This is a genomic window from Sphingopyxis sp. OPL5, from assembly GCF_003797775.2.
Classification (GTDB): Bacteria; Pseudomonadota; Alphaproteobacteria; order Sphingomonadales; family Sphingomonadaceae; genus Sphingopyxis.
Map to the genome: position 1 here is coordinate 2,692,468 of NZ_CP060725.1, position 19,206 is coordinate 2,711,673.

21 protein-coding genes and 1 pseudogene are annotated in these 19,206 nt (G+C 66.0%); 10 read left to right on the forward strand and 12 right to left on the reverse strand.

What is annotated here, in order from left to right:
* Nucleotides 1–16 precede the first annotated feature (16 nt).
* Nucleotides 17–1,768: a fatty acyl-AMP ligase gene (locus EEB18_RS12860; protein ID WP_056345243.1), complete on the reverse strand. Its 1,752-nt coding sequence runs from the start codon at nt 1,766–1,768 to the stop codon at nt 17–19.
* A 179-nt stretch (nt 1,769–1,947) separates the two neighbouring features.
* On the opposite strand from EEB18_RS12860, the gene EEB18_RS12865 reads away from it, so the two are divergent.
* From EEB18_RS12865 to EEB18_RS22835, 4 genes and pseudogenes are all read left to right on the forward strand, one after another.
* The gene (locus tag EEB18_RS12865) at nt 1,948–2,511 is read left to right on the forward strand and encodes a RecX family transcriptional regulator (RefSeq protein WP_187141276.1); all 564 of its coding nucleotides are present in this window, start codon (nt 1,948–1,950) and stop codon (nt 2,509–2,511) included.
* A gap of 37 nt (nt 2,512–2,548) precedes the next feature.
* The gene (locus EEB18_RS12870) at nt 2,549–3,004 is read left to right on the forward strand and encodes a DUF192 domain-containing protein (protein WP_187141277.1); all 456 of its coding nucleotides are present in this window, start codon (nt 2,549–2,551) and stop codon (nt 3,002–3,004) included.
* 63 nt (nt 3,005–3,067) lie between these two features.
* Nucleotides 3,068–3,454, forward strand: a complete 387-nt coding sequence (locus EEB18_RS12875) for an NADH:ubiquinone oxidoreductase subunit NDUFA12 (RefSeq protein WP_056345252.1) — start codon at nt 3,068–3,070, stop codon at nt 3,452–3,454.
* A 239-nt stretch (nt 3,455–3,693) separates the two neighbouring features.
* Nucleotides 3,694–3,864, forward strand: a pseudogene (locus tag EEB18_RS22835) (DUF2155 domain-containing protein); the annotation flags it as partial.
* 35 nt (nt 3,865–3,899) lie between these two features.
* On the opposite strand, the gene aat reads toward EEB18_RS22835, so the two are convergent.
* Both aat and EEB18_RS12890 read right to left on the reverse strand, forming a co-directional pair.
* On the reverse strand, nt 3,900–4,667 hold the full coding sequence (gene aat / locus EEB18_RS12885) for a leucyl/phenylalanyl-tRNA--protein transferase (protein ID WP_187141311.1): 768 nt from the start codon (nt 4,665–4,667) through the stop codon (nt 3,900–3,902).
* A 5-nt stretch (nt 4,668–4,672) separates the two neighbouring features.
* Nucleotides 4,673–5,503 (reverse strand): class I SAM-dependent methyltransferase, encoded by an 831-nt coding sequence (locus EEB18_RS12890; RefSeq protein ID WP_187141278.1) that lies wholly within the window; start codon nt 5,501–5,503, stop codon nt 4,673–4,675.
* An 81-nt stretch (nt 5,504–5,584) separates the two neighbouring features.
* Between EEB18_RS12890 and EEB18_RS12895 the strand changes: the two genes are divergently transcribed.
* Together EEB18_RS12895 and EEB18_RS12900 are read left to right on the forward strand one after the other, a co-directional pair.
* A complete protein-coding gene (locus EEB18_RS12895) occupies nt 5,585–5,773 on the forward strand; it encodes a hypothetical protein (RefSeq protein WP_056345261.1) in 189 nt (62 codons plus the stop codon).
* The gene (locus EEB18_RS12900) at nt 5,770–6,762 is read left to right on the forward strand and encodes an isopenicillin N synthase family dioxygenase (RefSeq protein WP_187141279.1); all 993 of its coding nucleotides are present in this window, start codon (nt 5,770–5,772) and stop codon (nt 6,760–6,762) included. The genes EEB18_RS12895 and EEB18_RS12900 overlap by 4 nt, the downstream gene beginning before the upstream one ends.
* Here EEB18_RS12900 and EEB18_RS12905 read toward each other — a convergent pair.
* The 7 genes from EEB18_RS12905 to EEB18_RS12935 all read right to left on the reverse strand — a co-directional run bounded on the left by EEB18_RS12905 (nt 6,759) and on the right by EEB18_RS12935 (nt 13,982).
* Nucleotides 6,759–8,249, reverse strand: a complete 1,491-nt coding sequence (locus EEB18_RS12905) for a CpaF family protein (protein WP_056345267.1) — start codon at nt 8,247–8,249, stop codon at nt 6,759–6,761. The two genes, EEB18_RS12900 and EEB18_RS12905, sit on opposite strands and share 4 nt — an antisense overlap.
* A 196-nt stretch (nt 8,250–8,445) precedes the next feature.
* On the reverse strand, nt 8,446–8,706 hold the full coding sequence (locus EEB18_RS12910; protein ID WP_056345270.1) for an ATP synthase F1 subunit epsilon: 261 nt from the start codon (nt 8,704–8,706) through the stop codon (nt 8,446–8,448).
* 45 nt (nt 8,707–8,751) lie between these two features.
* A complete protein-coding gene (atpD, locus tag EEB18_RS12915) occupies nt 8,752–10,287 on the reverse strand; it encodes a F0F1 ATP synthase subunit beta (RefSeq protein ID WP_235535600.1) in 1,536 nt (511 codons plus the stop codon).
* A 24-nt stretch (nt 10,288–10,311) separates the two neighbouring features.
* Nucleotides 10,312–11,187 carry a F0F1 ATP synthase subunit gamma gene (locus tag EEB18_RS12920; protein ID WP_056345273.1) on the reverse strand — a complete coding sequence of 292 codons (876 nt, stop codon included), beginning with the start codon at nt 11,185–11,187 and terminating at the stop codon, nt 10,312–10,314.
* A 52-nt stretch (nt 11,188–11,239) separates the two neighbouring features.
* Nucleotides 11,240–12,769, reverse strand: a complete 1,530-nt coding sequence (gene atpA, locus EEB18_RS12925; protein WP_187141280.1) for a F0F1 ATP synthase subunit alpha — start codon at nt 12,767–12,769, stop codon at nt 11,240–11,242.
* Nucleotides 12,770–12,772: 3 nt separating this feature from the next.
* Complete coding sequence (locus EEB18_RS12930) at nt 12,773–13,339, reverse strand: F0F1 ATP synthase subunit delta (RefSeq protein ID WP_187141281.1); 567 nt, start codon at nt 13,337–13,339, stop codon at nt 12,773–12,775.
* A 136-nt stretch (nt 13,340–13,475) separates the two neighbouring features.
* Nucleotides 13,476–13,982: a hypothetical protein gene (locus EEB18_RS12935; RefSeq protein WP_187141282.1), complete on the reverse strand. Its 507-nt coding sequence runs from the start codon at nt 13,980–13,982 to the stop codon at nt 13,476–13,478.
* 50 nt (nt 13,983–14,032) lie between these two features.
* On the opposite strand from EEB18_RS12935, the gene EEB18_RS12940 reads away from it, so the two are divergent.
* From EEB18_RS12940 to EEB18_RS12955, 4 genes are read left to right on the forward strand one after another with little or no spacing between them, the layout of a single operon-like run.
* Nucleotides 14,033–14,710 (forward strand): dienelactone hydrolase family protein, encoded by a 678-nt coding sequence (locus EEB18_RS12940; protein ID WP_187141283.1) that lies wholly within the window; start codon nt 14,033–14,035, stop codon nt 14,708–14,710.
* Nucleotides 14,698–15,249, forward strand: coding sequence for an AAA family ATPase (locus EEB18_RS12945; RefSeq protein ID WP_262407923.1), 552 nt, complete (start codon nt 14,698–14,700; stop codon nt 15,247–15,249). The genes EEB18_RS12940 and EEB18_RS12945 overlap by 13 nt, the downstream gene beginning before the upstream one ends.
* Nucleotides 15,246–16,034 (forward strand): alpha/beta hydrolase, encoded by a 789-nt coding sequence (locus EEB18_RS12950; protein WP_187141285.1) that lies wholly within the window; start codon nt 15,246–15,248, stop codon nt 16,032–16,034. The genes EEB18_RS12945 and EEB18_RS12950 overlap by 4 nt, the downstream gene beginning before the upstream one ends.
* Before the next feature lie 58 nt (nt 16,035–16,092).
* Nucleotides 16,093–16,644 carry a hypothetical protein gene (locus EEB18_RS12955; protein WP_187141286.1) on the forward strand — a complete coding sequence of 184 codons (552 nt, stop codon included), beginning with the start codon at nt 16,093–16,095 and terminating at the stop codon, nt 16,642–16,644.
* Here the strand turns inward: EEB18_RS12955 and EEB18_RS12960 are convergent.
* Together EEB18_RS12960 and EEB18_RS12965 are read right to left on the reverse strand one after the other, a co-directional pair.
* Nucleotides 16,628–18,166: a S1C family serine protease gene (locus EEB18_RS12960; protein ID WP_187141287.1), complete on the reverse strand. Its 1,539-nt coding sequence runs from the start codon at nt 18,164–18,166 to the stop codon at nt 16,628–16,630. The genes EEB18_RS12955 and EEB18_RS12960 overlap by 17 nt on opposite strands.
* Nucleotides 18,167–18,207: 41 nt before the next feature.
* On the reverse strand, nt 18,208–19,029 hold the full coding sequence (locus EEB18_RS12965; protein WP_187141288.1) for a DUF2306 domain-containing protein: 822 nt from the start codon (nt 19,027–19,029) through the stop codon (nt 18,208–18,210).
* Nucleotides 19,030–19,206 lie beyond the last annotated feature (177 nt).

The window sequence follows — 19,206 nt, forward strand, 5'->3', positions numbered from 1 at the left end:
CCGTCAGGGACGAAAATCAGGCGGCGATCGCGAAGGGCTGGATTTCCCCGGCCAGATATTGCGCCCGCGCCTTCGACCGGCTGAGTTTGCCCGAACTGGTACGCGGCAGCGTGCGCGGCGGGATCAGCTCGATCAGGCAGTTCATCCCGGTGATCGCGCGGACGCGGTCGCGGATCGTCTCGCGCAGCAGCGCGCGCTCGGCGTCGTCGCTGGTGCGGCACTGGACGAGCACGGCGGGGGTTTCCTCGCCGCCCGGCGCGGTGATCGCGAAAGCGGCGATGTCACCCGATTTGAAGCCGGGCAATTGCTCGACCGCCCATTCGATATCCTGCGGCCAGTGATTCTTGCCGTTGATGATGATCATGTCCTTGGCACGGCCAACGATGTATATGTAACCATGGGATAAATATCCCATATCGCCGGTGTCGAGCCAGCCATCGACAAGGCAGGCGGCGGTCGCTTCGGGGTCGCGATAATAACCGGTCATCAGCGACGGGCCGCTGCACCACACCTTGCCGACGGTCTGGTCGGGCAGGCTGTTGCCCGCCTCGTCACGGACCTCGATCACCATGTCGCGTGCGGCGCGGCCGCAATTGACGATCGCACGGTAACGGGTCGGGCGGCCGGCGTCGTTAGCGGCGCCCGACAGCTCGGTCTCCTCGACTAGTTCGACGACGATGCCCTCGCCCGGCGGCATGATGCTGACCGCGAGCGTCGCTTCGGCGAGGCCATAGCTCGGCAGGAAGGCGCTTGCCTTGAAACCCGCGTCGGCAAAGGCATCGACGAAGCTCTGCATCACGTCGGGGCGGATCATGTCGGCACCGTTGCCCGCAACGCGCCAGCGCGACAGGTCAAAACGGTCGGCGACATGCGTCTGGCTCGACACGCGGCGCGCGCAGATATCGTAACCGAAGGTCGGCGAATAGCTCAATGTCGTGCCGCTATTGCGGCTGATCAGGTCGAGCCAGGCGAGCGGTCGGCGTGCGAAATCCTCGGTCTTCAGATAATCGACCGACACCTGGTTGGCGACCGGCGAAAGCAGGCAGCCGACGAGGCCCATGTCGTGATACCAGGGCAGCCACGAGACGCAGCGGTCGCTGTCGCGCACTTCCATGCCGTGCGAATGCGCGGCGAGATTGTTGAGCAAAGCGGCGTGGGTGACCGCGACGCCATGCGGGAAGCGCGTCGAGCCGCTGCTATATTGGAGGTAGCAGGTCTCGTTGCTGTTCTGCGCGGGCAGGGTGGTCTGCGGCGCGGGACGGGCGGCGAATTCGCTCCAGTCCATCGGTGCGACGCCCTGCTTCTCGGCGGCCTCGACCGCCATCGCGGCGATCTCGGGTGGGAAGAAGAGCATCGTCGGGTCGCAGCTGGTCAACTGAACGACGAGCTGGCCGACATAGCTGTCGCGCCCGCCGAAGCTGGTCGGCAGCGGCAGCGGCACCGGCCAGGCGCCGGCATAGATGGTGCCGAAGAACAGCGCGGCGAATTCGGCACCGGTCTCGGCGATCAGCGCGACGCGATCGCCGGGCTTCACGCCCGCGGCGATCAGACGGTACGCGGTCTGAAGCGAATCATGCTTCAGTTCGCTGTACGGATAGGGGCGCACCAGACGCCCGCGCGGATCGTGGAAATTGAGGCCGCGGGTGCCGGTCGCGGCATAATCGAGCGCTTCGCCGATGGTGGCGAAGTCCGAAAAACGGCGCGGCTGGAAACATTCGGTCGGCGTCGGCACGAGCGCGTCCGCCGAATCGGTGATGGTGTCGGTCATAGAAGCTCCGGCATCCCGCGAAGCGGGGCGCGCGGCAACAAGCATGTCATCTTTCTGTGTCATACGTGCTGCGCGATCCCTTTATCGTTGGAACAAATCGCCTATTTTCAGGCTATGATGCCCGATATGGCGGCGCTGGTCGTTCTCAATCAGGCCCGACTGTGGCATAAACATGGCATATGGCCAACCGCCGCGCTTCCTCCGACCGGGCGAAGAGACCCCTCGACGCGGCGCGGCTCGACGAGCTGGCGCTCGCCTATGTCGCGCGATTTGCCACCAGCCGCGCCAAATTGGCGCGCTATCTGTCGAGAAAGATATGCGAATCGGATTGGGTCGACACCATCGACGGACCGGCGGCCTGCGCGGCGGCGGTCGCGAAAATGGACCGGCTCGGGTTCGTCGACGACAAGCAATATGCCGGCATGCGGGCGGGCGCGATGACGCGGCGCGGGCTGGGTGTGCGGCGGGTGAAAGCGCAATTGTGGGTCGACGGCATCGATTCCGCGGATTCGGTCGCGGCGATCGCGACCGCCGAGGGCGCGGCGCTGTCCGCAGCGCTCGGTTTCGCGCGCCGTCGCCGCCTGGGTCCCTATGCCAGAGAGGCGATTGCCGATCCGGCGCAGCGCGAGCGGCACGTGGCGGCCTTTGCCCGCGCGGGCCATTCGCTGGCGCTCGCGCGGCGCATCCTCGCTACCGCGCCCGGCGACGAGGCCGCGCTGGACGACGAAGCGGGGCTCGATTAGGAGCGGACCCTTACCGGGACGGCGAAAGGATAGGCCGATGCGTGCGTGGATGACCGCTGTTGCTCTTGTCATGGCCCTGCCGGTAGCAGGCTGCGGCGGCGAATCGGACAGCGCGCAGGCCGGCTCGATCCCGCTCACGATCAAGGCCCCCGACAAGACGCATGTCTTCACCGTCGAGGTGGCGCGCACCCCGGAGGAACAGGCCAAGGGGTTGATGTTCCGCACTAGCCTGCCCGAGGGTGGCGGCATGCTGTTCCCCTTCGAAAAGCCACGCTTCGCGAGCTTCTGGATGAAGAACACGCTGATTCCGCTCGATATGCTCTTCATCCGCGCCGACGGCAGCATCGACCGCATCGCCGAAAACACCATCCCCGAAAATCTCGAGCCGGTAGTCAGCGGCGGCGAAGTGAGCGCGGTGCTCGAACTCGCGGGCGGCACCGCGGCGAAGCTGGGTATCGACGAGAGTGCCGTCGTCACCTGGAATGATAAATGATCCGGCGCGCTTGTCGCCATTGGCGCTTGCGAAACGGCGCTGCTTGCCTGTAAACGCGCGGCCATGGGCATGTTAGGCAAGATTTTCACCTGGTGGGACGGCGCGACCGTCGGCACGCTGCTGAACAGCTGGAAAACCGGCGAACAGGTCGGCGAGGACGGCCTTGGCAACCGCTATTTCCGCGCGCGCAAGGGCGACCGCCGCTGGGTCCTCTATAATGGTTCGAATGACGCGAGCCGGGTGCCGCCCGAATGGCATGGCTGGCTGCACGGCACGTTCGACGACCTGCCCGCCGACATGCTGCCCGCGCCGCGCGCTTGGGAACAGCAAGCGACGCCGAACCTGACCGGTACCGGCACCGCCTATCGCCCGGCGGGCGCGCTCGAACGCGGCGGCAAGCGCGCTGCCGCGACCGGCGATTATGAGGCCTGGCGCCCCGGCGCCGAGTGACCGACGCGATGGCGCGCCAGCTTCCGACCGCGCTGATCGCGCTTCTGGCCGCGACCGCGCTGACCGCCTGCGACGGCAAGCCGTCCAAGGCCGGGGGCAGCGCCACCGTCCCGACGATCGCCAAGTCCGAACGCGTGCCGGCCGAAGTCGGCGGGATCGAGGGCGCGACCCCGATGGCGAGCCGCGTCGCGGTGGTCGGCCTGCTCAACAAGCGTAACGGCCTCGTCCGCGATCTCGAGATGAAGCCCGGCGAATCGGCGCGCGTCGGGCGCGCGATCGTGCGGCTGCGCGCGTGCGAACAGACCGCACCGTGGGAAGATCCACCCGAAACCGGGGCTTTCGTCCAGCTGACGGTGCAGGATCAGCGCGACGACAAATGGTATCGCGTCTTTTCGGGCTGGATTTTCCGCGAGCGGCCCGACCGCAACATCATCCAGCACCCGATCTACGACGTGTTCGTCAAAAGCTGTGCGATGACATATCCCGGCGGCGAACCCGTCGCGCGTCCCTCGGCCAAGGCCGCCCCCAAGGCGTCGAGCGCGCCCCAGTCCCCCGCGACGAACGGCGGCGAGGGTACGCCGGAAGCGGCAGCCCCGGCGCCCGCCGCCAAGGCCGCGCCGCCGTCGGTGCCCGCCCCGCCCGCCAACACCGAATAGAGCCGCGCCAGATAGTCGCGCTGCGGGATTTCGATCGCGCCGAGCGATTCGAGATGCGGGGTGATGAACTGGCAGTCGAGCAATTGCCAGCCGCCGGCGCGAAGCCGTGCGACGAGATGCGCGAGCGCGACCTTCGACGCGTCGCGGACGCGGCTGACCATCGATTCGCCGAAAAAGGCGCGGCCCAGCGTGACGCCGTACAGGCCGCCGACCAGTTCGCCCATTTGCCAGCATTCGACGCTGTGCGCATGGCCTAGGCGGAACAGCCGGTCGTAGCTCGCCTTGATCACCGGGTTGATCCACGTCGTCGGCCGGTCGTCGGCGGGCTGGGCGCATAGCGCGACTATGTCGGCGAAGGCGCGATCGGTGGTGACGTGGAAACGTTCGCCTGTGATCGTCTTCTTCAGGCTACGCGAGAGGCGGAAGCCGTCGAGCGGCAGGATCGCGCGCAGCCGCGGCTCGACCCAATGGACCGACGGGTCGTCCGCCCCGTCGGCCATCGGAAAGAGTCCCTGCGCATAGGCGCTGAGCAGCAGCGCAGGGTCTATGGTCTCGATCGGCTTCAGCTTGCGGGCTTCACGAATTTCAGCGTCATGCGGTCCGATTCGCCGATCGCCAGAAATTTTTCCCGGTCCTTGTCGCCCTCGCGCAAGCTGGGGGGCAGCGTCCACACCCCGCCGGGATAGTCATGCGTATCCTTGGGATTGGCGTTGATGTCGCTTTCGCCGACAAGCTTGAACCCCGCCGCCTCGGCAAAGGCGATGACCGACGAGCGCTTCATATAGCCGCTTTTTTCCTCGAGCGCCGAATCCATCGCTTCGGGCAGGCGATGTTCTTCGACGCCGAGCACGCCGCCGGGCTTCAGCATCGCGAAAATCTGCTTGAACGCGTTCGCCGTGTTATCGGCGCCGTCGAAGCGCCAGTTGTGGACGTTGCGAAAGGTCAGCACGACATCGGCGCTGCCGTCGGCGACCTTGGGATTGGTGCCGCCATTCGGGAATTCGGCGAGCTTGACCGCGCCATAGGTGCCCGCATCGCTTTCCTGCTTCGCCTTGACCCGGTTGAGACCCTTTTCCCACGGCGCGGCGACATAGAGGGTGCCGCCACCCGCCTTGGCCAGCGGCGCGAGGATTTCGGTGTACCAGCCGCCGCCGGGCCAAAGTTCGACGACCGTATCGCCGGGCTTCACGCCAAAGAAGGCGAGCGTTTCGGTCGGGTGGCGATAGGGGTCGCGCGCGACATTGGCCGGGGTGCGCGTCGGCGCGGCGACAGCGGTCGCGATCGCATCGCCGGGCCTGGCCGCGGCTTCGCTCGCGGCGGCGTTGTGCGCGGGGGCGCTGCACGCGGCCACGACGATCAGCGCTGCACTTGCAACGGCACGGAAATCACGCATATCGGACACCTCTCTCGGGGACGGGCCGGTTCTGCCGACCCTGTTGGGGGGGATGGTCATAGTGCGAAGGGAAGGCGTCAGATGCAAGTGTCCATGCTGTCGGTGAGCATCGGCGCGGCGCTGCTGTTCGGCGTCGCCGAATTCGCGGGGTGGCGGCGCAACAACCGCCGCGACGTCGACAAGGTCGGCTTCATGCCCTGGCGCGGCATCGCGCTCGTATCGGCGTGCGTCGCGCTGTTCGCCTTTGCCTTCTGGCTGATCCAGCGATGACCGCGCTGCCCGCGATCGACATCGCCCCGCTGCTCGCGATGGACGATGCCGCCGCGGTCGAACGCACCGCCGCCGCGATCGGCGCGGCGAGCGCCGACTATGGTTTTTTCTATGCCGAGGGCCATGGCATCTCCGATGCGCTGTTCGACCGGCTGGAGGCCGTAAGCCACCGTTTTTTCGCGCTGTCCGAGGCCGAGAAGGCCGAAATCGCGATGGCGCATGGCGGCACCGCATGGCGCGGCTGGTTCCCGCTCGGCGGCGAACTGACCTCGGGACGGCCCGACCGCAAGGAGGGGCTGTATCTGGGCGAGGAACTTGGCGAAGGCGATCCGCGCGTTGCGGCTGGCTGGCCGCTGCACGGCGCCAATCTGTGGCCGACACGCCTGCCCGAATTGCGCCCTGCGGTGGAGGAGTATCTGGCGGCATCGGTCGCCGCAGCCGAGGCGCTGATGCGCGGCATGGCGCTCGCGCTGGGGCTTTCCGCCGATCATTTCGCAAACGAACTGACGCGCCGGCCAACCTTGCTCTTCCGCATCTTTCACTATCCGCCAGGCGGCGAAGCTGACGATCTGGGCGTCGGCGAACATAGCGATTACGGCTTGCTGACCCTGCTCGGGCAGGACGCGCATGGCGGACTGGAGGTGCGTGCGGCGGACGGGTCGTGGATCGCAGTGCCGCCGCGCGGCCATGCCCTTGTCGTCAATATCGGCGATATGTTCGAACGGCTGACGCGCGGGCGCTTTCGCTCCGCGCCGCATCGGGTGATAAAAGCATCGGGGCGGGAACGGCTGTCGTGGCCGCTTTTCTACGACCCTGATTTCGCAGCTTCGGTCGACCCGCTGCCGGTTCCCGCGACAACGCGGCTGTTGCCGCGCTGGGACGGCGCCGATGTCCATGCGGCGGGCGGCAGCTATGGCAACTATCTGATCGGCAAGGTCGGCAAGGTGTTTCCCGCACTCGCCGGGAAGCAGCTCCGCGAACTGCCCTAGAGGCAGGCTTCCAGATAGGGCTGGTCGAAGCCATACTGGCGCGCCTTTTCCAGCGTGTAGGGGCGCAGGCCCATCGCGCGATATTCGCCGATGATCTTGCCGTCCTTGTCCTCGTCGAGATATTCGAACTTGAACAATTCCTGGGTGACGATGACGTCGCCTTCCATGCCGATCACCTCGGTGACGTTGGTGACGCGGCGCGACCCGTCGCGCAGGCGCTTGATCTGGATCACCATGTCGACCGAATCGGCGATCTGCTTGGAAATCGCTTCCTTCGGGATCTTCACGTCGCCCATCAGCACCATATTCTCCATACGGCCCAGGCACTCGCGCGGGCTGTTGCTGTGGAGCGTACACATCGACCCGTCGTGACCGGTGTTCATCGCGGCGAGAAGGTCGAAACATTCGGCGCCGCGGACCTCACCCATGATGATGCGGTCGGGGCGCATACGCAGCGCGTTCTTGACGAGGTCGCCCATGTGGATCGCGCCATTGCCCTCGAGGTTGGCGGGACGCGTTTCGAGCGGCAGCCAATGCGGCTGTTGCAGGCGAAGTTCTGCGGCATCCTCGATGGTCAAAACCCGCTCGCCGGGGTCGATCATCTTGGACAAGGCGTTGAGCATCGTCGTCTTGCCCGAACCCGTGCCGCCCGAGATGACGATGTTAAACCGGCTCGCGCCCGCGATCTTCAGCGCGGTGCACATCTTCTGGCTCATCGCGCCCCACTGGCACAGCATGTCGAGCGTGATTGGCTTGGCCGAGAATTTACGAATCGAGATCGCGGTGCCGCGCAGACTGAGCGGGGGGACGATCACGTTGACGCGGCTGCCGTCCTTCAGGCGGGCGTCGGCGAGCGGCGTGGTCTGGTCGACGCGGCGGCCGACCATGTTGCAGATGCGCTGCGCGATCTGGAACAGATGCTGTTCGTCGCGAAACTGGATCGGGGCGATCATCAGTTGCCCCTTTTTTTCGATATAGGTCTGGTACGGGCCGTTGACCATGATGTCCGAAATGTCGGGGTCGGACAGCAATTCCTCGAGCGGCCCGAAACCGAGCAATTCGTCGACGAGAACCTTTTCAAGCGCGAACTGTTCGCGGCGGTTGAGCGTGATCCGCAGTTCGGCGAGCACCTCGAGGATGATCGGACGGAATTCCTCGGTCAGCTCGTCCTTCGACAACGTCGCCGCGGCCTCGGGATCGACGCGTTCGAGCAGGCGCGGCAGCACCTGTTCCTTGATCTTGTGGACGCTCGCTTCGAAACCCTGCGCCTTTTCCGGCTCCATCGCCTCGGCGCTCGATCGCTGGTTCAGCCGGTCCATCGCCTCCATTTCGGGGCTGAGCGAAGACGGTGCCGATTCGGGCAGGGGAACGGCGTCGAGCGCGGGAAACTGGCCGCCGCCCGAGGAACCGGGCCCGCCCTGCATCGGCTTCGCCACGCCAAAGGCGGGGCGTCCTGCGGTACCGGGTCGGCGTCCGAATGCACTCATTGCTCTGTCCTGCTTCCGAATCATGTCCATGCGGTGTGTCGCGGCCGAAGCATGCGAACCCCCAATCGACACGGTGAATAGATCGGAAACTTTGACATTCTCCTAATGCCGGGAAGGCATGGGCTACCCCTGACGCAACGACGCCCGCATCCGGGGGGATGCGGGCGTCGATGATTCCGAAAATGTCTGCGGCGGGTCAGCCGGCGGTGACGTGCTCGGCGAGGACGGTCAGCCCGGCTTCATTGACCTCGGCAAAACCGCCTTCGACTTCGATCGTCTCGGGCGCAGCGCCCTGTGTCGTGTAGATGGTCAGCGGGCCGTTGCGCAGCGTCGCCATGAAGGGCGCATGGCCTTCGAGCACCGAAAAGTCGCCTTCGCTGCCCGGTACGGTGACCATATAGACATCGGCGGTCCGCTCGAGGCGGGCGGGGGTTACGAGTTCGAACTTCAGAGCCATTTTACTTCCTTAGACCCCTCCCGCTTGGGGAGGGGCATAGGTTCCTTACGCGTCTTCGGCGAGCTTCGCGGCCTTGGCGACCGCTTCGTCGATGCCGCCGACCATGTAGAAGGCCGCTTCGGGCAGATGGTCATATTCGCCGTCGACCACCGCCTTGAACGACTTCACCGTGTCTTCGATCGCCACGAACTTGCCGGGGATGTTGGTGAAGACTTCGGCGACGTGGAACGGCTGCGACAGGAAGCGCTGGATCTTGCGCGCGCGGGCGACGACCAGCTTATCTTCTTCCGAAAGCTCGTCCATGCCGAGAATCGCGATGATGTCCTGAAGCGACTTATACTTCTGCAGCGTTTCCTGAACGCGGCGAGCGGTTTCGTAATGCTCCTGGCCGACGATCGCGGCGGTCAGCACGCGGCTGGTCGAATCGAGCGGATCGACCGCCGGATAGATGCCGAGTTCCGAAATCGCGCGATTGAGCGTCGTCGTCGCGTCCAAGTGAGCGAACGAGGTTGCCGGGGCAGGGTCGGTCAAGTCATCCGCGGGAACGTAGATGGCCTGCACCGAGGTGATCGAGCCCTTGTTGGTCGAGGTGATGCGTTCCTGCAGCGCGCCCATGTCGGTCGACAGCGTCGGCTGGTAACCCACGGCCGACGGAATACGGCCGAGCAGCGCCGACACTTCCGAACCCGCCTGGGTAAAGCGGAAGATGTTGTCGACGAAGAACAGCACGTCCTGGCCTTCCTGGTCGCGGAAATATTCGGCGATCGTCAGGCCCGAGAGCGCGACGCGAGCGCGGGCGCCCGGGGGTTCGTTCATCTGGCCGAACACCAGCGCAACCTTCGATCCCTCGGGGGTCGGGTTGCCGTCGGCGTCCTTGGCGATAACGCCGGCGTCGAGGAATTCGTGGTACAGATCGTTGCCTTCGCGCGTGCGTTCACCGACGCCCGCGAACACCGACGTACCACCATGGCCCTTGGCGATGTTGTTGATCAGTTCCTGGATGAGCACGGTCTTGCCGACGCCCGCGCCGCCGAACAGGCCGATCTTGCCGCCCTTTGCATAAGGCGCGATCAGGTCGATGACCTTGATGCCGGTGACGAGGATGCTGCTTTCGGTCGACTGATCGACGAATTCCGGGGCCTTGGCGTGGATCGGCGCGCGCGTGGCTGCGTTGACCGGGCCGCGTTCGTCGATCGGCTCGCCGATGACGTTGAGGATGCGGCCGAGCGTCTGCGGGCCGACGGGAACGGTGATCTGCGCGCCGGTGTCGGTCACGGGCTGGCCGCGGGTCAGGCCGTCGGTTGCGTCCATCGCGATGGTGCGGACGGTGTTTTCGCCGAGGTGCTGCGCGACTTCGAGGACGAGGCGGTTGCCGTTGTTCTCGGTTTCGAGCGCGTTCAGAATCGCGGGCAGGGTACCGGTGAACTGGACGTCGACGACGGCGCCGATGACCTGGGCGATGCGGCCCGTCGCGGTGCCGGTGCTCGCGGCCTTGGGAGCGGCCGCCTTCTTCGGCGCAGCAGCCTTGGGCGCGGCGGCCTTTTTGGCGGGAGCCTTCTTTTCAGCGGGTGCGGTAGCCATGGTCTTCTTCCTTGGGTTGATCGATTAGAGCGCTTCGGCGCCCGCGATGATTTCGATAAGTTCGGTGGTGATCGCCGCCTGACGCGTGCGGTTGTAGATGATCGTCAGCTTGTTGATCAGGTCGCCCGCGTTGCGCGTCGCATTGTCCATCGCGGTCATCGACGCGCCCTGTTCGGACGCGGCGTTTTCAAGCAGACCCTTGAAGATCTGGATCGTGATGTTGCGCGGCAGCAGGTCGGCGAGGATCGCTTCCTCGTCGGGTTCATATTCGACCGCCGCGCCGCTCGATGCCGGAACGTCGACCGGGGCGGGAACGGGGATCAGCTGCTGGCCGGTCGCTTCCTGAAGCAGGGCCGAGCGGAACTTCGAATAGAAGACATGCGCGACATCGAACGCGCCCGCTTCATAAAGTTCCATCACCTTCGCCGAAATCTCGTGCGCCTGATCGAAGCCGATGTCGCGGATGCCGGTGGTTTCGTAATTCTCGATGACCTGGCCGGGGAACAGGCGGTTAAGCACCGGACGGCCCTTGCGGCCGATCAGGTAGAAGAGGACCTTCTTGCCCTGTGCCTGCAGGTCTAGCGCCTTGTCGCGCGCCGCCTTGACGATGTTCGAGTTGAACGCGCCGGCGAGGCCGCGGTCGCTGTTGAGTACGACGAGCAGGTGGGTGTCGCTCTTGCCCGTGCCGGCGAGAAGTTTGGGCGCGCTGTCCGACACGCCAACCTTCGACGCCAGGCTGGCGACGACGCCTTCGAGGCGCGTCGCATAGGGACGCGCGGCTTCGGCGGCCGCCTGCGCCTTGCGCAGCTTGGCCGCCGCGACCATTTTCTTGGCCTTGGTGATCTTCTGGGTCGATTTGACCGAGTTGATCCGCCCTTTGAGTTCTTTCAGGTTTGCCATGAAGGCCCCTATATTTCGTCACCCCGGCCAAAGCCGGGAGGACGGAAACCTTTTAAGCGAAAATCTTGGCGAACGCTTCGAGCGCGGCAACCAGACCCTTCTTGGCGTCGTCGCCAAGGTCCTTGGTGTCGCGGATCGTCTTGAGCACGCCGGCATGGTCGCTGCGCAGATTGGCGATCATCGCCGCTTCGTAACGCGAGACGTCGGTGGTCGCGACATTGTCGAGATAGCCGTTGGTGCCGGCGAAGATCGACGCGGTCTGCTCTTCGAACGGCATCGGCTGGAACTGCGGCTGCTTCAAAAGCTGCGTCAGGCGCGCGCCGCGGTTGAGCAGCTTCTGCGTCGACGCATCGAGGTCAGACCCGAACTGCGCGAAGGCTTCCATTTCGCGATATTGCGCCAGCTCGAGCTTGATCGAGCCCGACACCTTCTTCATCGCCTTGGTCTGCGCGGCCGAGCCGACGCGGCTCACCGACAGGCCGACGTTGATCGCCGGGCGGATGCCGGCGTTGAACAGGTTGGTTTCGAGGAAGATCTGGCCGTCGGTGATCGAAATCACGTTGGTCGGGATGTACGCCGAAACGTCGCCCGCCTGCGTTTCGATGATCGGCAGCGCGGTTAGCGAACCCGAACCATTGTCGGCGTTCATCTTTGCCGAACGCTCGAGCAGGCGGCTGTGCAGGTAGAACACGTCGCCGGGGTAAGCTTCGCGGCCCGGCGGACGGCGCAGCAGCAGCGACATCTGACGGTAAGCGACGGCCTGCTTCGACAGATCGTCATACACGATCACGGCGTGCATGCCGTTGTCGCGGAAATATTCGCCCATCGTGCAGCCGGTGTACGGCGCAAGGAACTGCAGCGGAGCGGGTTCCGACGCGGTCGCGGCGACGACGATCGAATATTCCATCGCGCCATTTTCTTCGAGCTGGCGGACGATCTGCGCGACGGTCGAGCGCTTCTGGCCGATCGCGACATAGATGCAATAGAGCTTCTTGCTCTCGTCATCGCCCGCGTTGGCTTCCTTCTGGTTGATGAAGGTGTCGATCGCGACGGCGGTCTTGCCGGTCTGGCGGTCGCCGATGATCAGTTCGCGCTGGCCGCGGCCGACGGGGACGAGCGCGTCGAGCGCCTTGAGGCCGGTCTGCACGGGTTCGTGAACCGAGGTGCGCGGGATGATGCCCGGCGCCTTGACTTCGACGCGCATGCGCTTCTCGGCCTTGATCGGGCCCTTGCCGTCGATCGGGTTGCCGAGGCCATCGACGACGCGGCCGAGCAGGCCCTTGCCGACGGGAACGTCGACGATCGTGCCGGTGCGCTTGACGGTGTCGCCTTCCTTGATCTCGGCGTCGCTGCCGAAGATCACGATGCCGACGTTATCGGCTTCGAGGTTGAGCGCCATGCCCTGCACGCCGTTGGCGAATTCGACCATTTCACCGGCCTGGACGTTGTCGAGGCCGTGGACGCGGGCGATGCCGTCGCCGACCGACAGAACCTGACCGATTTCGCTGACCGTGGCGTCGGTGCCGAAATTGGCGATCTGGTCCTTGATGACCTTGCTGATTTCAGCGGCGCGGATTTCCATTGTTTAGCCTTTCATCGCCTGTGCGAAGCTATTGAGACGGGTACGGATGCTGCCGTCGATCAGCTGGCTGCCCAGCTGGACGACGAGGCCGCCAAGGATGGCGGGATCGACGGTCGTGACGACGGCGACATCGCGGCCGACACGGGTTTTGAGGTTCGCGGTCAGCTCTTTGAGCTGATCGGCGGAAAGCGGATGCGCGCTGGTGACCTTGGCGGTCACTTCGCCGCGGTGATCGGCGACGATCGCGTCATAGGCGTCGATCATCTTGGGCAGATCGGCGAGACGGCGATTGTCGGCGAGCACGCCGAGGAATTTTGTCGTCAGCGAATCGAGCTTCATCGCCTTGGCGACCGCCGATATCGCATTGGCGGCATCGGTGCGGCCGACGACCGGGCTGGCGATCAGGTCCGACAGGTCGGCCGATTCGGCAAGGCCCGCGCGCAGCGTCGCAAGGCTGCCCGCGACCGCGTCGATCGCGTTCGATTCGCGGGCCAGATCGAACAAAGCGACCGCATAACGGCCCGCGAGGCCCGCCGTGATGTTGCCCTGAATGCCGCCGGAATTCTCCACGCGTGAAAGTCCTTTGTTGCTATCCCGTGGGGGGATGGGTCGCGCGGCTTTTGGCGGATATTCGAAGAATACCCCCGCAGCGAAGTCGCGGCGCGCCTAGCAACGATTTTGCTGCAATGCAAGGCGGGGGTGGGGGCTAGTTGCAGGCCGATCGCGGAATCTTCGCTGCGGCTTCGGCGCGCATAGCTTCGAACCTTTTTCTTACGGCTGCATCTGCCCGCTTGTCGTCGCGGGGGGAGGCGCGGTGTGCGTCTTTGGCGGCGGCAATCAAGTCGTCGGTTTGCCCATAGGAACAGACCGCACCGTCGCCATAAGGTTCATGCACCCAGAAATCCGCAAGGCAGGCGTCAGGACCAAATTTCGGATAGCATGTTCGAGAGACATGGACTGGCAGGGCAGGGGTTTCAGGGCCTCCGGCGGTTTCAAGCGAATCAGTTGCTGACCCGAGTGCCCGATCTGCTCCGCTGCTGTCGTGTCCTGCCAGCTTGCACATGCAGGATTGAAACGCGAGCTTCTCGATCCGGGCGAATTCATCGGTGGGGCGTTCTTCGGCGCTGGTTTGACGCGAATCTGTGCCGTCGCACGCGGCGAGCAAAAGGAGGGGCGTCAGCAGGATAGCGACGACGCCAGGGTTCGCTTGCATTCTGATTCCCCTCCCATAAACCCGCCGCACGACTAACATGGGAGACAATGATGGGCGAGATGATCCGGATGACGATGGACGATGGCGCCGAGATTGCAGTCTATCACGCCTCGCCCGAAGGCGAGCGGCGCGGCGGGCTGGTGCTGATCCAGGAAATTTTCGGGGTCACCGACCATATCCGCGAACTGTGCGACGAATATGCCGCCGACGGGTACGAGGTGCTCGCCCCAGCGCTGTTCGACCGCGAGCATCCGGGGTTCGAGAGCGACTATTCGGGCGCGCAGTTCGAACGCGCGGTGCAGCTGGCGCGCGAGCTTCACCCCTTCGAGCAGAGCCTGAAGGACGCGCAAACCTGCATCGACGCGTTGAAGGGCAAGGGTCCCGTCTTCATCACCGGTTTTTGCTACGGCGGCTCGGTCGCCTGGCGGATGGCGCAGATCAGCCCCGACCTCGCCGCCGCATCGGCCTATTACGGCAGCCTCGTCCCGACCCAGTTCGCCGACCAGGCGCCCGCTTGTGCCACCATCGCCCATTTCGGCCGCTTCGACGCGGGCATTCCGATGGAAGGGGTCGAGACGCTGATCGCCAAGAACCATCCGACCGCGCAGATCTTCGTCTATGACGCCAACCACGGCTTCAACAGCGACCGCCGCAAGGATTATCACGAACCGAGCAGCGAGCAGGCGCGCGAACGCACGCTGATGCTGTTCAAGGCATGCGGGGGGTGAGGCTCGTCTTCCTCCACGGCCCCGCAGCGAGCGGCAAGCTGACCGTGGCGCGCGAGCTTGCCGCTCTGACCGGGCTGCCGCTGTTCCACAACCACCTCGTCGTCGATGCGCTGCTCGCGGTGTTTCCGTTCGGCAGTCCCGGCTTTGTCGAACTGCGCGAGCGGATGTGGCTCGACGTCTTCGCCGCGGCTGCGGCCGAGGATCGCTCGCTCATCTTCACCTTCCATCCCGAGGCGAGCGTCGCACCCGATTTTCCCCAGCGGGCGGTCGCGCTGGTCGAAGCCGCGGGCGGGCAGGTCGATTTCGTCGCGCTCGACTGTGCGCCCGCGGTGATCGCGGCGCGGGTGGAGGCGCCGGCGCGGCAGGCGTGCGGCAAATTGTCGTCGCTGGCGCTGCTGCGCGAACTCGAGGCGGCGGGCGCGTTCGATTATCCGCCGCTGCCCGCGCCCGCGATCGCGATCGACACCGGCGCGGTCGCACCGGGCGAGGCTGCGGCGCGAATCCGCACCGCGCTGGCGCTCGACATCGCGTCGGCGTGAGGATCGCGATCAACCTGCTGCTCTTCCTTCTCGTTTTCGCGCTCGCGGTGACGGCGATCCTTTATACGCAGCAACGTCGTCTGCTCTTTCCCGCGCCCGCCCACTATCCCCTCGATCCGCCGCAGGGCTTTCGCCTCGTCCACACGCGAACCGACGATGGCCTGCGCCTGTCGGCTTTTTATCGTCCCGCCGCGCCGGGGCAGCGCACGATCCTCTTTTTCCACGGCAATGGCGACACTCTGTCCGGCGCGATTCAGGCGACGCGCGGGCCGGCGGCGAAGGGGGCGGGACTGCTGCTCGCCGAATATCGCGGCTATGGCGGCAATCCGGGGTCGCCGGGCGAGGACGGGCTGTATCGCGACGGCGAGGCGGCGGTGCGCTGGCTCGTCGAAGCGGGCGTGGCGCCGCACGATATTGTCATCGTCGGCAATTCGATCGGGTCCGGGCCGGCGACCGAGATGGCGCTGCGCCACGATGTCGCGGCGCTGATGCTCGTATCGGGATTTTCGGACCTGCCCGCCGTGGTGCGCAGCCAGTTCGCCTTCATCCCCGGCTGGCTGGTGCGCGACCGCTTCGACAATGCCGCGAAGCTGCCGCGCGTAAAGGCGCCGGTCTTTCTGATGCATGGCGACGCCGACACGTTGGTGAAGCCCGACAATCTTGCCCGGCTGCGCGCGGCGCGGCGCGATGCGACCGTCGCACTCGTTGCCGGCGCGGGGCACGAACTTGCCTATGGCGCACCGGCCCAGGCGATCCTGACCGACTGGGTCGATACGCTGCGCTGACCCGCGGCTAACCCGATCGTTACCAGTTCGCGCGATGATCGCCTTTCGGGAGGTGACGATGTCGTTCGCTTTTGCCTTGATGCTGCTCGCGGGTGCCGATTTCGGACTCGATCCGGCGTGGAAGCCGGTTGCCGATCCGCTCGCCCCGGCGCGCGCCGGAAAGATTCAGTGCCACGATCCCGATCCGGCCGCGCGCACCTGCCGCTTGATGACCTGGTTCGACACGCGCGCCGACGGCGGCGTCGCGGTGCGGCAACTGACCGCGCTCGCCAATGCGCCGACGCTCGCGGTCGAGGCGCGCTTCCGGCTGACCCGCGAGGGCGATGCGCTCTGCGGCGTGGTCGACGACGCTTATATGGCGGGCTTCCGCATCGTCAGCAGCCGGGCGCCGCATGCGCCGGTGAACGACAAACGGCTCATCCTCCTGTATCGCGATGCGCTCGTCGCGACCCTGTGGAAGCGCAAGACCTGCGCTTATGAATATGCCCGCGCCGACGACCCGATGCAGCAGGAAGTCGGCACCGTCGACGGCGAGTTCGCCGGCGAGTTGATGAGCCAATATCTGTGGATCGACCCCGGCGCTGGCTGGCGGCTCAAGGCGCCGGGTTGACCACTGCGCCCTTCGCCAGCTTCTGGCACGAATAGACCAGTCGCTCGTTCGGGCTCGCGGGCAGCACCGAACGGATCGCATCCTGCTGCGTGGCGAGCGCCGCGAGCTGGTCGGGCGCGACGCTGCAGCCCTTGATCTCGACCCCCGCACGCACCTCGCGGGCCTTCGCCATCGTCTCGGCATCAAGAAAATAGCGGTCGACGCGATAGTCGGTCCCGGCGCCGTCGATCGACGCGATCGTCACCGTCGCCTCCTCATTGGGGACCAGGATGCGCTGCCAGCGGCCGTCGCTGCCCTGCGCATATTGGGTGCGGCCGTTGACGCAGCCCGAGGTGCCGATCGCGACGGGAACGTCGGGGGTTTCGGACATGGTGATGCGGCTGCGGTCGGGGCGGATCGTGCAGAGCAGGTTGCCCTCGGCGAGCGCGGCGGGGGCAGCCGCGCCGTCGGCCGCCTTCGGATCGGACGGCAGCTCGCCATGCGCGTCGGGGCGCGTCGCGAACAGGATCGCGGCGGCGAGCACCAGCACCCCGCCCGCGGCGCCGGCGATCCTGGCGTTGCGGACATTCTTCTGGCCGTGGAACATCAGCGCCGCCCCCGCCGACAGCGCGCCGATCACGAAGAGAACGCCGGCGAGCGCCATGCGATTCTCGCGCGATGCCTGGGCCTCCTCGTCGGCGCGCGTTTCGCGCAGCTGGCGGTCGAGCGCCGCCGCTTCATTCTTCGCCGCATTCGCCTCGGCCTTGGCGCGCGCGTCTGCATCAAGCGCGGCGCGGTCGCGCGCATCGGCCTCGGCGAGCGACAGGCACGGGGTGCCGATGCTGCCGAAGCTCTGGCTCGCGTCGGTCAGGAATCGCGTCAGTTCGCGGTTGGCGATCGCGAAGGAAAAAGGCGAATCGCCGTCGTCGGCGCGTGTCATTGCATTGTTGATGCCGACGATGCGGCCGCACTGGTCGAGCAGCGGCCCGCCCGAATTGCCGCGCGCGATCTTGGCGGTGTGGACAAGCATCGCGACCCCGTCGACGCCCTGGGTGTTCGACAGATTGCCCTCGCTGCGCACCGGGGTGCGCGGGGTGATATAATCGCCGGCGCCCTGCGCCGTTGCCGCGTCGACATTGCCCGGATATCCCAAGGCGACGACATCGGCGCCCGATTCGAACGGCCCCGAATAGATGGCGGCGGCGGGGACGCGCCCCTCGGTGATCTCGATCAGCGCGAGGTCGCGCTTGGTGTCGATCGCGATCAGCTTCGCCGCATAGCTTTTTTGTCCTTCCGACGGGACGACGCCCAGGGCGACATTGTCGGGGTAGCGCGCCGCCGATTCGACGACATGCGCGTTGGTGACGATGCGGGTGGGAGAGATGGCAATGCCGCTGCCATGGCCGAAGCCGACGACCTCGCCGTCGACCATCGCGACGGTGACGACGCGCACGACGCTCCGCGACGTGGCGCTGATATCGTCGGCGCGCGCGGGCAGGGTGAGGGACAGAAGGGCGAGCAGCAGCGCAAAGAGGCGGGTCATGCCGCGCAACCTAATCGGGTGGGGCGGGAAGGCAAGCGGGGCTAGATATATGGCCGCCACATCGCCATCCACGCGCCGGCGCTGCCGGCAAGGATAATGACGCCGCTGACGGTCAGCAGCGCGGCAACGCCGTTTCTCGCGGTCGTAGTCCCATGCGCCCCGGCACGCAGATAGAGTTCGGCGACGGCGAGCGGCAGCAGTGAATTGGCGAAGGCGAGGAAGATGTCGAACGGGCCGTCCATCGCCTTGCCGATCCCCGCGCCGCCGGTCGCGATGCCCCACACCATATAGCCGACGCGCATGAACCACACCGCGCTCGCGACGACGAACAGCCGGATCGCCCAGCGCCGATGGTCGACGAAGCGGCGGGCGCGGGCGCTGCGCCATGCCATCGCGGCAAAGCCGAGGATGAGCAGCGCGTCGAGCGTGATGCCGATGCCGCCGGTCAGCGTCAGCCAGGTGCCGCGCCCCCATGTCATCCACAGCCCGCCGAGCGCGAGCGTCAGCGCGCTCACCAGATAGAGGCGCCCGTTCCAGCGATGAAGGACCGGCCAGCGGCTGCGGATCGCGGGCACCAGCTGGACCAGCCCGCCGAAGGTGATCAGCGCCGCCATCAGCACATGGACCGCGAAGAAGAGGTTGCCCGCGGTGTCGCCCGCGACGAACCCCATGATCAGCGGCTTGCTGTTCCAGGCCGCGAAATCGCCGGACAGCGTCGCCGGATAATAGAAGAGCAGGATGAAGGCAACGAACAGCATCTGTCCCGCCGCGATCGTCAGGTAGCAGAAGGTCGCGGCGCGGCCGAGCCAGTCGGCGCCGCGCGCCGGCCTGGTGGATGCGAAGGATGCGTCGATGGTCGCCATGCTGCCGACTCCCCTGTTTCGGCAGGAGAGTGGTGGATCGATGTCAGTGTGTCAATGTTATAATACAGCAATACGGCCCATGGGCGAGAATGGTGGGTTTTGGTGGAAAGGCGATGTTCGGCTGTTCCACAACCGTCACCCCGGGCTTGACCCGGGGCCTGCCTGATCTTGAAGAAA

What these genes read in the sequence shown, in the direction of transcription:
- EEB18_RS12865 (WP_187141276.1), top strand. Translation starts at nt 1,948, where the DNA reads ATGGCCAACCGCCGCGCTTCCTCCGACCGGGCGAAGAGACCCCTCGAC.
- EEB18_RS12920 (WP_056345273.1), bottom strand. Translation starts at nt 11,187, where the DNA reads ATGGCAAACCTGAAAGAACTCAAAGGGCGGATCAACTCGGTCAAATCG.
- EEB18_RS12945 (WP_262407923.1), top strand. Translation starts at nt 14,698, where the DNA reads ATGCGGGGGGTGAGGCTCGTCTTCCTCCACGGCCCCGCAGCGAGCGGC.
- EEB18_RS12870 (WP_187141277.1), top strand. Translation starts at nt 2,549, where the DNA reads ATGCGTGCGTGGATGACCGCTGTTGCTCTTGTCATGGCCCTGCCGGTA.
- atpA (WP_187141280.1), bottom strand. Translation starts at nt 12,769, where the DNA reads ATGGAAATCCGCGCCGCTGAAATCAGCAAGGTCATCAAGGACCAGATC.
- EEB18_RS12960 (WP_187141287.1), bottom strand. Translation starts at nt 18,166, where the DNA reads ATGACCCGCCTCTTTGCGCTGCTGCTCGCCCTTCTGTCCCTCACCCTG.
- EEB18_RS12905 (WP_056345267.1), bottom strand. Translation starts at nt 8,249, where the DNA reads ATGAGTGCATTCGGACGCCGACCCGGTACCGCAGGACGCCCCGCCTTT.
- EEB18_RS12965 (WP_187141288.1), bottom strand. Translation starts at nt 19,029, where the DNA reads ATGGCGACCATCGACGCATCCTTCGCATCCACCAGGCCGGCGCGCGGC.
- EEB18_RS12955 (WP_187141286.1), top strand. Translation starts at nt 16,093, where the DNA reads ATGTCGTTCGCTTTTGCCTTGATGCTGCTCGCGGGTGCCGATTTCGGA.
- EEB18_RS12940 (WP_187141283.1), top strand. Translation starts at nt 14,033, where the DNA reads ATGGGCGAGATGATCCGGATGACGATGGACGATGGCGCCGAGATTGCA.
- EEB18_RS12935 (WP_187141282.1), bottom strand. Translation starts at nt 13,982, where the DNA reads ATGCAAGCGAACCCTGGCGTCGTCGCTATCCTGCTGACGCCCCTCCTT.
- atpD (WP_235535600.1), bottom strand. Translation starts at nt 10,287, where the DNA reads ATGGCTACCGCACCCGCTGAAAAGAAGGCTCCCGCCAAAAAGGCCGCC.
- EEB18_RS12900 (WP_187141279.1), top strand. Translation starts at nt 5,770, where the DNA reads ATGACCGCGCTGCCCGCGATCGACATCGCCCCGCTGCTCGCGATGGAC.
- EEB18_RS12860 (WP_056345243.1), bottom strand. Translation starts at nt 1,768, where the DNA reads ATGACCGACACCATCACCGATTCGGCGGACGCGCTCGTGCCGACGCCG.
- EEB18_RS12890 (WP_187141278.1), bottom strand. Translation starts at nt 5,503, where the DNA reads ATGCGTGATTTCCGTGCCGTTGCAAGTGCAGCGCTGATCGTCGTGGCC.
- EEB18_RS12910 (WP_056345270.1), bottom strand. Translation starts at nt 8,706, where the DNA reads ATGGCTCTGAAGTTCGAACTCGTAACCCCCGCCCGCCTCGAGCGGACC.
- EEB18_RS12875 (WP_056345252.1), top strand. Translation starts at nt 3,068, where the DNA reads ATGGGCATGTTAGGCAAGATTTTCACCTGGTGGGACGGCGCGACCGTC.
- EEB18_RS12895 (WP_056345261.1), top strand. Translation starts at nt 5,585, where the DNA reads ATGCAAGTGTCCATGCTGTCGGTGAGCATCGGCGCGGCGCTGCTGTTC.